Annotated in this window: 8 protein-coding genes; 7 read left to right on the top strand and 1 reads right to left on the bottom strand. The window is 64.3% G+C overall.

Annotation, left to right across the window (positions count from 1 at the left end):
• Positions 1 to 39: 39 nt before the first annotated feature.
• Positions 40 to 1,677, bottom strand: coding sequence for a CHASE domain-containing protein (locus tag JGU71_RS26780; RefSeq protein WP_199708085.1), 1,638 nt, complete (start codon positions 1,675 to 1,677; stop codon positions 40 to 42).
• A 71-nt stretch (positions 1,678 to 1,748) separates the two neighbouring features.
• On the opposite strand from JGU71_RS26780, the gene JGU71_RS26775 reads away from it, so the two are divergent.
• The 7 genes from JGU71_RS26775 (at position 1,749) to JGU71_RS26745 (ending at position 12,165) form a co-directional block, all read left to right on the top strand.
• The gene (locus JGU71_RS26775; RefSeq protein ID WP_199708073.1) at positions 1,749 to 2,309 is read left to right on the top strand and encodes a TetR/AcrR family transcriptional regulator; all 561 of its coding nucleotides are present in this window, start codon (positions 1,749 to 1,751) and stop codon (positions 2,307 to 2,309) included.
• A 311-nt stretch (positions 2,310 to 2,620) separates the two neighbouring features.
• Positions 2,621 to 7,216: a glutamate synthase large subunit gene (gltB, locus tag JGU71_RS26770; RefSeq protein ID WP_199708070.1), complete on the top strand. Its 4,596-nt coding sequence runs from the start codon at positions 2,621 to 2,623 to the stop codon at positions 7,214 to 7,216.
• Positions 7,209 to 8,675 carry a glutamate synthase subunit beta gene (locus JGU71_RS26765; protein ID WP_199708068.1) on the top strand — a complete coding sequence of 489 codons (1,467 nt, stop codon included), beginning with the start codon at positions 7,209 to 7,211 and terminating at the stop codon, positions 8,673 to 8,675. The genes gltB and JGU71_RS26765 overlap by 8 nt, the downstream gene beginning before the upstream one ends.
• A gap of 104 nt (positions 8,676 to 8,779) precedes the next feature.
• Positions 8,780 to 9,250 (top strand): hypothetical protein, encoded by a 471-nt coding sequence (locus JGU71_RS26760; protein ID WP_199708065.1) that lies wholly within the window; start codon positions 8,780 to 8,782, stop codon positions 9,248 to 9,250.
• A 137-nt stretch (positions 9,251 to 9,387) separates the two neighbouring features.
• Positions 9,388 to 10,299 carry a cutinase family protein gene (locus tag JGU71_RS26755; RefSeq protein WP_199708062.1) on the top strand — a complete coding sequence of 304 codons (912 nt, stop codon included), beginning with the start codon at positions 9,388 to 9,390 and terminating at the stop codon, positions 10,297 to 10,299.
• 26 nt (positions 10,300 to 10,325) lie between these two features.
• Positions 10,326 to 11,219, top strand: a complete 894-nt coding sequence (locus JGU71_RS26750; RefSeq protein ID WP_199708058.1) for an SCO6745 family protein — start codon at positions 10,326 to 10,328, stop codon at positions 11,217 to 11,219.
• A 139-nt stretch (positions 11,220 to 11,358) separates the two neighbouring features.
• Positions 11,359 to 12,165: an OmpA family protein gene (locus JGU71_RS26745; protein ID WP_199708055.1), complete on the top strand. Its 807-nt coding sequence runs from the start codon at positions 11,359 to 11,361 to the stop codon at positions 12,163 to 12,165.
• Positions 12,166 to 12,171 lie beyond the last annotated feature (6 nt).

Below are 12,171 nucleotides of genomic sequence, written 5' to 3'. Positions count from 1 at the left end.
AAAACACTACCGATGTAGTGCATCGTCTGTAGTGCGGTGTCAGAGTGAGCTCGGCAACTGCTCCGAACCTGCCAGGGCTGCGCGTCCTCGGCCGGACCGTTTGGCTCGCAGCATCGCAGAATCGGCCGCATGGACGAGGTCGTCGCCGACGCTTCCGTCGCACGGATACAACGCCATACCGACGCTCGCACCTATCGACACGGTCGTGCCATCCTCGATCGCTTCCAGGGCGTACGGCTCGCCGAGCCGAGCCACGACGTCGTTGCCTATATCGCCGGCAATGTCCGCAGCATCGCCGCCAGACTTGTCGTCGACGATGAGAATCGCGAACTCGTCGCCGCCGATCCGCGCGACGGTATCGGTGTCACGGACCCGCGAAAGCAGACGTCCGGCGATCGCCTGCAGCAACTCGTCGCCCGCGCGGTGGCCGTACGTGTCGTTGACAGCCTTGAACCCGTCGATATCAACGTATGCAAGCGTGAATCCGGCAGTGGGCTCTATCGATTGCAGCGCGGACTCGAGGCGTTCGAGAAACAGCATTCTGTTCGGCAGCCCGGTCAGCGGATCGTGTGTGGCAAGGTGCCGAACGGCAGCTTCCGACTTCTGCAGAGCCTCGGTCTGCGACGCGAGACGAAGAGCTTCGCGGCGCCAACCAGCGCCGGTGAGTGTGACCGCGAGGACAAGCAGAGTGACGAGGCCACCCGCGATTGCCGTCGCCCATGGCGTCACTTTGTCCGCGGTCGTCGCAAACGTGGGAGAGGCTACGTACCGAACCGTCCATGGATACCCGGACAGGTTCGGCGCCCTTGTGAGGGACGGCCGACCGTCGGAGTCGGGCAACGGGCGGGGTGCGCCGTCGGCGTAGATACCTGCGGTGGAATAGAGCAATTCGCCCGAGTCGTCCCTGATGTCGAAATCGATGGGCGGCCGCGCGTCGCCGAGAAGTCCGCCCATAAATTCCTCGGCCCGGAAGGCGGCGGTGAGCCAGCCGAGCAGCTCGCCCTTCCGCTTGACCGCGAGATAGACGATGAAACCGGCGGACTCGTCCACCTCTCCGGCCAGCCGCAACTTGGGGGTGAGCGTCGTCCTGTTGGTGGAGGCGGCCTTTTCCATCGCAGCGCGGCGCGTCGGGTCTTGCATCATGTCGACGCCGACAACCCGAACGTTTTCCGGTGTCATCGGTGCCACATACAGAATTGGCGAGTGCACCGGCGGCGACGACGGAATGCCGGTCGGCGAGCGCGGCGTGAACTCGGTGAACACCTTCGGCTCGGGAAACTCGGGCGGCACAGGCTTGCGTCGAACGTCGGCGACGAAAGCGTCGAGTCGGTCTGCTGGCACAGCAGGGGCGAACGACAGCGATTTGACGCCCGGATAGCGCTCGGACAGGTTGAGCGCTGCGACGTTGGACACCCACTCGCCGAGTTCGACCGATTGCGAACCGAGGAACAGTGCGCGTCCACCCAACAGGATCTGCGAGTACGCACGCATCCGCTGTTCCAGGGCGTCGTCGATTCGGGTCGCCTCGTAGGCGAGACGGGAATCCTGGGCTGCACGGATCTGCTGCCGTGCCTGCCAGGTCGCCGCGACAGTCGCGGCAATCAACAAAATCACGATCGCCAACGCGACTCCGCGCCAGGTCGCGGGCCGACCGGCCGTGTGGGGGCGATCGTTCACCGTGCTCACCTTAGGCGTCGTCGGTGGTCACCGTCGTCGTTACGTTCCTACTACTTATGTAGTATTCGGATATGGCAACAAAGCGCGAGATCGTCCTCGACGCAGCGATCGAAGTCCTCGGCACACGAGGAAGTAAAGGACTGACCCATCGTGGTGTCGACGACGTTGCCGGCGTCCCGACTGGAACCTCTTCCAATTACTTCCGCACGCGCGAGGCGCTCCTCGTCGGGGTGGTCGATCGCCTCGTCGTGCGGGACAAACTCGATTGGGAACGCCTGAGTCGGTTACCGACGCCACAATCGATCGACGAGTTGATCGACGCCACGACGGCGTGGGCACTGCATTCCGTCGGTGCGGACAGAATCCGGACGACAGCGCGGTACACCCTGATGCTCGAATCCGCGACGACCGAATCGATGCAAGCGCCGTTCCGCACGGCCCGCCGAACCCTGGTCGAGTGGGTGGAAGGACTGCTCGTCGAGTTGTCCGACGACCCGGCGGCGCACGCTCTGATCTTGATGGATTACCTGGAAGGTGCGATCCTCCATCAATTGACGATGCCTGCGCCGGATTTCGACCCACGACCGTTGATCTCCGACCTCGCGACGTCCTTGTTAACGAAGTCACGGTAAGAAGCGGGGACAACAGCGCATTACACTTGCCCGTGGGTCGCACAAAATGCGATCTCGCGTCGAGTAGCCCCAGCTCGCGCGGGTAATAAGGCGGCCCTAAGTTGGTACTGGGCCCCTGTTCTGACTTATCGTTTCCTCTTACGCCGGAATCAGGTAGTCCGGCATCCGAGCGGCCGAAAGCTGATCGGAGGTGTCGAACGCGTGACGCGTGTCGACACCCCGCATTGCCCCTGCGTGAAGAACTCAGGGCCATAACTGCACTGGGATGACCATCAGAGCCGCTGGTCGTCGATGCCATACGAAGGCTAGGTATGAAGCAACCTCCAGGCCGTCAAGGCCTCTACGACCCGGCGAACGAGCACGATTCGTGTGGTGTCGCGTTTGTCGTCGATATGCACGGACGGCGCAGCCGAGACATCGTCGACAAGGCCATCACGGCCCTGGTCAACCTCGAGCACCGTGGCGCAGCTGGCGCAGAGCCCAATACCGGTGACGGTGCAGGAATTCTGCTGCAGGTCCCCGATACGTTCTTCCGAGCGATCCTCGACTTCGAGCTGCCGCCGGAAGGTTCCTACGCAACGGGTATCGCGTTCTTGCCGCAGGCCCGTGCAGAAGCGGCCAAGGCCGCTATCGGTGTCGAGCAGATCGTCGTCGAAGAAGGCCTGGCTGTCCTCGGCTGGCGCGAAGTGCCGACCGACGAATCCTCACTCGGCGCCCTTGCCCGCGATGCGATGCCGACGTTCCGGCAGGTCTTCATCGGCCCCAAGCCAGGTTCGCGCACCCCTGTCACCGGCATGGAACTCGAACGTCGTGCCTACGTCATCCGTAAGCGTGCCGAACACGAACTCGGTACCGACGGTGCAGGCCGTGGTGCCACCGGCAGCGAGACCGTCTACTTCCCGAGCCTGTCCGGACGCACCTTCGTCTACAAGGGCATGTTGACCACGCCGCAGCTGAAGGCGTTCTACCTGGATCTGCAGGACGACCGGCTCGAAAGTGCATTGGGCCTGGTCCACTCGCGCTTCTCCACCAACACGTTCCCGTCGTGGCCGCTGGCGCACCCGTTCCGCCGTGTCGCCCACAACGGCGAAATCAACACCGTCACCGGCAACGAGAACTGGATGCGTGCCCGCGAGGCGCTCATCGAGACCAGTGTGTTCGGCGAGGACTCGCTCGAGAAGATCTTTCCCGTCTGCACTCCGGGCGCCAGTGATACCGCCCGCTTCGACGAGGTGCTCGAACTGCTGCACCTCGGCGGGCGCAGCTTGCCGCACGCGGTCCTGATGATGATCCCCGAAGCGTGGGAACGTCACGAAAGCATGGACCCGGCTCGTCGCGCGTTCTACAAGTACCACTCCTCGCTGATGGAGCCGTGGGACGGACCAGCATCGGTCTGCTTCACCGACGGCACCCTCGTCGGCGCTGTGCTCGACCGCAACGGTCTGCGCCCGAGCCGCATCTGGGTCACCGACGACGGACTCGTCGTCATGGCGTCCGAGGTCGGCGTTCTCGACATCGATCCCGCGAAGGTGATCAAGAAGGTCCGGCTGCAGCCCGGTCGTATGTTCCTCGTGGACACCGAGCAGGGCCGGATCGTCAGCGACGACGAGATCAAAGCCCAGCTTGCATCGGAGCAGCCGTATCAGCAGTGGCTCGACGAGGGTCTGACCGAACTCGCCGACCTGCCCGATCGTCCGCACGTGCACATGTCGCACGACCGCGTGCTGATCCGCCAGCAGATCTTCGGCTACACCAACGAAGAACTGAACCTGCTGGTCTCGCCGATGGCCAAGACCGGTGCCGAAGCAATCGGCTCGATGGGCACCGACACTCCCGTTGCAGTTCTGTCGACGCGGCCGAGGCTGCTGTTCGACTACTTCCAGCAGTTGTTCGCCCAGGTCACCAACCCGCCGCTCGATGCGATCCGCGAAGAGGTCGTCACCAGCCTCGGCGGCACGATCGGACCCGAGGGCGACCTGCTCAACCCGGGACCCGAGGCGTGTCAGCAGATCGTGCTTCCGCAGCCGATCCTGCACAACGACGACCTGTCGAAGCTGGTCCACATCAACGACGACGGAACTCAGGAAGGTCTGCGCTCGGTTGTCGTCCGCGGGCTGTACCCGGTCGCCGAAGGTGGCGACGGGCTCCGCGCTTCCCTCGAGGCGATTCGTGCTCAGGTTTCTGCAGCGATCGACGGTGGCGCGCGCATCATCGTGCTCTCGGACCGTGAGTCGAACGAGAAGTTGGCGCCGATCCCGTCGCTGCTGCTTACCTCTGCTGTCCATCACCATCTCGTTCGTGAGCGGACCCGCACCAAGGTCGGTCTGATCATCGAGGCCGGTGACGCCCGCGAGGTGCACCATATGGCGACGCTGGTCGGTTTCGGTGCTGCGGCGATCAACCCGTACATGGCGTTCGAATCGGTCGAAGACATGGTGGAGCGTGGTGCTCTCACCGGCATCGACTTCCAGACCGCTGTGAACAACTACATCAAGGCCGCAGGCAAGGGTGTGCTGAAGGTGATGTCCAAGATGGGCATCTCCACCGTCGCGTCGTACACGGGTGCACAGCTGTTCCAGGTCATCGGCCTGTCGCAGGAACTTGTGGACGAGTACTTCGTCGGACTCCGCAGCCATCTCGGCGGCATCGGTCTCGACGAGATCGCCACCGATATTGCGGCAAGGCATGCGACGGCGTTCCTGGAGAACCGGCAGGAACGCGCGCATCGCGAGCTCGAGACCGGTGGCGACTACCAGTGGCGTCGTGAGGGCGAATACCACCTGTTCAACCCGGACACGGTGTTCAAGCTGCAGCACGCGACCCGCACCGGGCAGTACCAGATCTTCAAGGAGTACACCCAGCTCGTCGACGATCAGTCGGAGCAGTTGGCGTCTCTGCGTGGGTTGTTCCGGTTCAAGACCGAGACCCGCGAGTCGATTCCGATCGAGGAAGTCGAGCCTGCGTCGGATATCGTCAAACGCTTCTCGACGGGTGCGATGAGCTACGGCTCGATCTCGGCCGAAGCGCACGAGACGCTCGCCATCGCGATGAACCGCCTCGGCGGTCGTTCGAACTCCGGTGAGGGCGGCGAAAGTGTGTCGCGCTTCGAACCCGACGAGAACGGCGATTGGCGACGCAGTGCGATCAAGCAGGTCGCGTCGGGACGCTTCGGTGTCACGTCGCACTACCTGACCAACTGCACGGACATCCAGATCAAGATGGCCCAGGGTGCCAAGCCCGGCGAGGGTGGCCAGCTGCCAGCGCACAAGGTGTACCCGTGGGTCGCCGAGGTCAGGCACTCCACACCCGGCGTCGGTCTGATCTCGCCGCCGCCGCACCACGACATCTACTCCATCGAGGATCTCGCTCAGCTGATCCACGATCTGAAGAACGCCAACCCCGGTGCACGGATTCACGTGAAACTCGTGTCCGAGGTCGGGGTCGGCACTGTCGCCGCGGGTGTCTCCAAGGCACACGCGGACGTCGTCCTGATCTCCGGCCACGACGGCGGTACCGGTGCAACGCCGTTGACCTCGATGAAGCACGCCGGCGCACCGTGGGAGCTCGGCCTCGCCGAGACCCAGCAGACGCTGCTGCTCAACGGTCTTCGTGACCGGATCGTCGTGCAGGTCGACGGTCAGCTCAAGACCGGTCGCGACGTCATGGTCGCCGCACTGCTCGGTGGCGAGGAGTTCGGTTTCGCGACCGCTCCGCTCGTCGTCAGTGGCTGCATCATGATGCGTGTGTGTCATCTCGACACGTGCCCGGTCGGTGTTGCGACGCAGAACCCGGTGTTGCGCAAGCGTTTCGCGGGCAAGCCCGAATTCGTCGAGAACTTCTTCATGTTCATCGCCGAAGAGGTGCGCGAATTCCTCGCGGAGTTCGGCTTCCGGACGCTCAACGAAGCCGTCGGTCAGGTCGAGTTGCTCGACCTCACCAAGGCCAAGGAGCACTGGAAGGCGTCGAAGCTCGATTTGTCGCCGATCCTCGAAAACGTCGAAACCGCGTTTATGAACCAGAACCTGTACAACACGGGTACGCAGGATCACGGTCTCGACAAGGCACTCGATCAGCAGCTCATCGTCCAGAGCAGGGTTGCCCTCGATCGTGGTGAGAAGGTGGTCTTCGAGTCGAAGATCACCAACGTCAACCGGACCGTCGGCACCATGCTCGGCCACGAGGTGACCAAGGCATACGGTGGCGCCGGACTCCCCGACGACACGATCGACATCACGTTCACCGGGTCCGCAGGCAACAGCTTCGGCGCATTCGTGCCGAACGGCATGACCCTGCGGGTGTACGGCGATGCGAACGACTATGTCGGCAAGGGACTTTCGGGCGGCCACCTGGTGGTGCGGCCATCGAAGTTCGCGCCGCCGGAGTTCGTCGCCGAGGACAACATCATCGCGGGCAACGTCATCCTGTTCGGCGCAACCAACGGTGAAGCCCTCATCCGCGGTGTCGCAGGCGAGCGGTTCGCCGTTCGCAACTCGGGAGCGACTGCGGTCGTCGAAGGTGTCGGTGACCACGCGTGCGAGTACATGACCGGCGGCAAGGTCGTCATCCTCGGCGAGACCGGACGTAACTTCGGTGCCGGCATGTCCGGTGGCGTCGCCTACATCTACGACCCGAAGTCGACTTTCGAGGCGAACCTGAACTCGGAGCTGGTCGACCTCGACGAACTGTCAGGTGACGACTTCACCTGGCTGCACGACATCGTCGTCCGTCATCGTGACGAGACGGGTTCGGCTGTGGCGGAACGCATTCTGGCCGATTGGTCGCAGCAGGTGAACCACTTCGTCAAGGTGATGCCGCGCGACTACAAGAAGGTACTGCTCGCTATCTCCGAAGCCAAGAAGAACGGCAAGGACGTAGACGAAGCGATAATGGAGGCAGCTCGTGGGTGATCCCAGCGGATTTTTGAAGCACACCGTCCGTGAGACACCCGTTCGTCGGCCTGTCGAACTGCGGCTCTTGGACTGGAAGGAAGTCTACGAAGACTTCTCCACCGACACCCTGCGCACGCAGGCGAGCCGCTGCATGGACTGCGGTATTCCGTTCTGCCACAACGGTTGCCCGCTCGGAAACCTCATTCCCGAGTGGAACGACCTTGTCTTCAAGGACCGGTGGCGCGAATCGATCGACCGCTTGCACGCAACCAACAACTTCCCGGAGTTCACGGGTCGGTTGTGTCCGGCGCCGTGCGAGTCGTCCTGCGTTCTCGGTATCAACCAGGATCCGGTCACCATCAAGCAGGTCGAGGTCGAGATCATCGATCGCGCCTTCGACGAGGGTTGGGTCCAGCCCGTCTACCCGACACGACTGACCGGTAAGAAGATCGCGGTCGTCGGGTCCGGTCCTGCGGGACTTGCTGCGGCACAGCAGCTTACGCGTGCCGGACACACGGTGACGGTGTTCGAGCGGGCCGACCGCATCGGTGGTCTGCTGCGCTACGGCATCCCCGAGTTCAAGATGGAGAAGCGCCACATCGATCGCCGCCTAGCCCAGATGGAAGCCGAGGGCACCATCTTCAAGGCAGGCGTCGACGTTGGTGTCGACATCACCGCAGCCGACCTGCAGACGCAGTTCGACGCGGTTGTCCTCGCTGGTGGCGCGACCGCCGCACGTGATCTGCCGATCCCCGGCCGTGATCTCGACGGCATCCATCAGGCGATGGAATTCCTGCCGTGGGCCAATCGTGTTCAGCTCGGCGACGACGTCACCGACGAAGACGGTCTGCCGCCACTGCATGCGCGCGGCAAGAAGGTCGTCATCATCGGCGGCGGCGACACCGGTGCCGACTGCCTCGGAACGTCGCACCGTCAGGGTGCTGCGAGCGTGCATCAGTTCGAGATCATGCCGCGCCCGCCGGAAGAGCGTGCCGACCAGACGCCGTGGCCGACCTACCCCCTCATGTACCGGGTGTCCTCGGCACACGAAGAGGGCGGCGAGCGGGTGTTCTCCGTCAACACCGAGCAGTTCGTCGGCGAGAACGGCAAGGTCACGGGCCTGCAGGCGCACGAGGTCAAGATGGTCTCGGGTCGTTTCGAGAAGGTCGAAGGCTCCGATTTCACACTCGAAGCCGATCTGGTCCTGCTTGCGATGGGCTTCGTCGGTCCCGAGAAGCCGGGGCTGCTCGACGGCCTCGGTGTCGAGTACACCGACCGTGGCAACGTGGCGCGAACCAAGGAGTGGGCGACCACCGTCGACGGCGTCTTCGTTGCCGGCGACATGGGACGTGGCCAGTCGTTGATCGTCTGGGCTATCGCCGAAGGTCGCGCGTGCGCGGCAGCGGTCGACAAGTTCCTGTGCGGCGAGACGGCTCTGCCGTCGCCGATCCTCCCGACCGCAGCTCCACAGCGGTAGAGGCGGCTCCGCCGCTCGTGAGTCTTTTCGGAGGTAGGGCCCTCGTAAAGGACGCACGAGCCGCGGCGCGGCACTGCGTCTGGTACGTGTCCTACGGTTCGAATATGTGTGCCGATCGCCTGGCGTGTTACCTCGAAGGAGGTTGCCCGCCAGGCGGTTTGCTGTCGCACCCCGGAGCTCGCGACCGCAGTGCGCCGCAAGCGAGCATGCCGCTGACGTTGCCAGGCACCGTCTTCTTCGCTGGGGAATCCCAGACCTGGGGTGGGGGTCGGGCGTACTACGACCCGACGCTCGACGGTCGGACGCCTGCGCGCGCGTACTTACTGACGAGCCAACAGTTCGACGATGTCCACGCCCAGGAACCTCCCGTGTACGACAAGCTGCTCGACCTCGGCACCCACGACGGAGTCCCACTGCTTACGTTCACGAGTTCGGTCGGCAGGTCGGCGGTTGTCTGCACCGAGCCAGCGCCCGCCTACCTCGACACGATTGCTCGTGGCATCGCGGAGGCACACGGCTGGACCGCCGAGCAGATCGCCGTTCACCTGCAGACTTTGGTGGCCTCGATCACCTAGAACCTGGTGGGCTTGGCGCGATCTCGTGAGACCGGGTAACTTTCGTTTACCGATCGTGCATCGATTCGACATCCGAACATGACAGCATCGGCGCCGTCATCACGAAATAGGTACTGGACTCCGGGGAGCTAGGAAAGATGCGTTCGAAAATCATTGCAGCACTGTTGGGTGCGGTTGTCGCCGCCTCCGGCGTCGTCGCAGGTGGTGTTGTGGGAGGTGCTGTCGCACAAGCCGATCCGGCCTGCCCGAGCCTGTACGTCGTCGCCATTCCGGGAACGTGGGAGACCACGACCGGTAGGGCGCCCGGTCCGGGAATGCTCTCCGACGCAACCGACGGATTGCCGTCGAACGTCCAGGTCGACTACGTCAGCTACGCGGCGACGGCCTTCCCGTGGGAGTCCGAGGTGTACGGACGCTCCAAGAAGCAGGCGACCGACAACGGCCGTGGCCTCATTCAAGCGATGGCTCAGCGGTGTGGCAACACCCGAATTGCCCTCCTCGGCTACAGCCAGGGTGCCGACGCCGCGGGTGACCTCGCAGCCGAGATCGGTACCGGTCTAGGCGTGATTCCGCCGACGAAACTCGCTGCCGTCGGCTTGATCTCCGACCCTCGTCGGTCCGAGTCCGACGCACTGGTCGGTCCGTTCGTTCCGGGTAACGGCGCAGGCGGACCCCGCATCGGCGGCTTCGGTCTGTCAAGCTCGCAGACTCGCACGATCTGCGCGATCGGCGATCTGTACTGCTCGACCCCCAAGGACGATTTCGTCACCCGCTTCGCCGGTTTCCTCGCGCAGTCGTCGGACCCGAGCCCAGCGCAGTTCTCGCGCTACACGCAGGAAGCGCTCGCGATCTTCAACGATCTGATGTTGTCGGGCGGCATTCCGCTGCTGCAGAGCCAGCTGAGCGATCCGGCCAACGAGAAGCGCGCCGAGCAGCTCGAGCAGTTCTACCGCTCGCAGGTCCACACCGACTACCGCAATTACAGCGTCGACGGTTCGGGTACGTCGGCGACGAGGTGGATGCGCAACTGGTTGCGCGACGCGGCGTAGTTTCCGCGAGTTATACCGTGGGGACCATGTCTCCGCGCAACGATTTGCCAGGTCCAGCGCTCGCCAGAAAGATGTGGCGGGCGCTGGAGCCGTTTCATGCCGTGACCTACTTTGCGCCCGAATCGAAAGCCGCCTCCGATGCGCTCGGCTGCAAGGGCTGGTGGATGGGCTACTTCGGCTTTCGGGCTGCGCCGCTCGGACCCGTGACGTCCGAGGTCGTCACGGCAACCTTCTACAACTTCCACCCGTCGCGCGCCGCGCGGGCGGTTCCCGACGTGTGGCAGATCGCGACGCCGGAGCAGTTCGTCGAGGCGCGTCTGCGCGGTGTGGACGGCGCATTGCGTCGGTTTCTCGGTGACGAGGTGATCGAATCGGCGGAGCTTGCCGAGGCTGCCGAACTGGCGGGCCGGGCCAGCGCTGGGGCTCAGACCGCAGGCCGACCGTTGGCTGCTGCCAACGCCGCGCTTCCCACCCCCGCGGAACCACACCTTGCGCTGTGGCAGGCCCAGACGCTGCTGCGCGAATCCCGCGGCGACGCGCATATCGCCGCGCTCGTCACCGCGGAGCTGGATCCGTGCGAAACACTCGTCATGTTTGCTGCGGAAGGCAACGTCGAACCCGATCGGTTGCGTACCTCGCGTGCCTGGTCCGAGGAGGAATGGGCGGCTGCGGCGGCGCGTCTGCACGGGCGCGGCTTGCTTGCCGACGACGCCACCCTGACCCCGTCGGGTAGTGAGCTTCGTCGCTGGGTGGAGGAGCGCACCGATCGCGGATCGCTGGCGCCGTGGGACGAGCTCGGTCCGGTCGACACGGAACGGCTCGTCGACCTCATAGCACCGTTTGTGCAGGCCATCGCGGCAGGCGGCGGGTTCATGACCGGCAATCCGATGGGCCTGCGACCGCTGTCGGAGAAGGAATAGGTGTGACACCGTCCGGAATCGGGCAGATAACGGTTGTAGTAGGTATTGCGGTTCGAATGGCCGTCCGGCGTTGCGGAGTGCAAGCATCGACACCGAGTCGCCCTATAGGACGGCTGTCCCGATAGAGCTTTGGAGCGATATGTCCGGCACCTCGTTCGATAGGACCGAACCCGGTGCAAGGACGGTTCGACACCGATTCCCGTGGCTGGCGCTGCTTGCCACAGCGGTCGTCGTGCCGTTGCTACTTGCCGCCCTTGCGGTTTTCGTCGGCCGCGAGTCGGTGCAGGACGACCTCGGATCGCGAAGCGAAGCGGCACTCGCGGAGGCCGGTCTCGCCGATGCCGTCGTGTCGTTCGACGGCCGCGACGCGACGGTCAGGGGAGTGGCAGCCGACCAGGTGCAGACCGCGGAAACGGTCGTGGGAGGTGTCGACGGCGTCAGAACGGTTGCGGTGAACGCCGATGACGCAGCTGCGACCGCCACACCCACAACCAGCGGTTCGACCACCGATGTCCCGAGTACTTCCACCACCGAACCGGCCACGCCGTTGGCGCCGCCGCCCGCACCGCCGGGGCCCGACAAGGTTGCAGTGCAGCAGCAGATCAACGGTGCGCTTGCCGCGGCGCCGATCACGTTCGCGCCCGACTCCAATCGATTGACCGCGGTAGGCACAGCGACGATTGCGCAGGTGGCCGACGTGTTGCGATCGGTGTCGGAGGTTCGTGTGCAGGTCGCAGGCCATATTGCAGATACCCCGGGTCCGGATCCGAATGCTCAGGCACTCAGTGATCAGCGGGCCGGAGCGGTGCGAAACGAGCTGATCCGACTCGGGATTGCACCCGAGCGGATCGATGCGGTCGGCTACGGAACGAGTAGGCCTGTTGCGCCGAACGATACGTCCGCGGGCCAGTCGGCAAACCGTCGCGTCGAAGTCATAGTTCTCTAGGAGGGC

The organism is Antrihabitans stalagmiti (assembly GCF_016482825.1).
Lineage (GTDB): Bacteria > Actinomycetota > Actinomycetes > Mycobacteriales > Mycobacteriaceae > Antrihabitans > Antrihabitans stalagmiti.
This window is presented reverse-complemented; position numbering and strand designations above follow the sequence as displayed.